Annotated in this window: 1 pseudogene; it reads left to right on the top strand. The window is 36.3% G+C overall.

Going from position 1 to position 507, the window contains the following annotated elements:
* Positions 1-465, top strand: a pseudogene (locus AB5935_RS26375) (YncE family protein); the annotation flags it as partial.
* Positions 466-507 lie beyond the last annotated feature (42 nt).

The raw sequence follows: 507 nt of genomic DNA, 5'->3' as shown, positions 1-507 counted from the left end.
GACCAATACGGAAATATTTATGTCTCATCCCGGGGAGATTATTATGACACTTACTCCGAAACATTTGTAATAGATTCCAATACCGATAAAGTAATCGAAGAATTACCGCTTCTTCCCAATACAGAAATGGCTATTTGCAGAGATTCACTGTATGTATACAGTACAGAATGGAGTTATTACACCAACAGTTGGACAATCTCTTACGCTATCTATAATACAAAAACAAAGAAAACTGATACCCGCAATTTTATTACAGATGGTACGGAAAAATCTATCAAGATACCTTATGGAATAGCAATCAATCCGGAAACAGGTGAATTCTTCGTCACCGATGCCAAAGACTATGTGACTCCCGGCACATTATACTGTTTCTCCCGGGATGGAAAAAAGAAATGGTCAGTCATCACGGGGGACATTCCGGCACATATTGCCTTTACAGATAAGAAACTAAAAGAGATTCAATAATTCACAATTCTATTAATAATTAAAAACAAAAGCAATGAAGAA

The organism is Phocaeicola sp. RTP21198st1_B8_RTP21198_201120, assembly GCF_040929485.1.
GTDB classification, from domain to species: domain Bacteria; phylum Bacteroidota; class Bacteroidia; order Bacteroidales; family Bacteroidaceae; genus Phocaeicola; species Phocaeicola dorei.
This window is presented reverse-complemented; position numbering and strand designations above follow the sequence as displayed.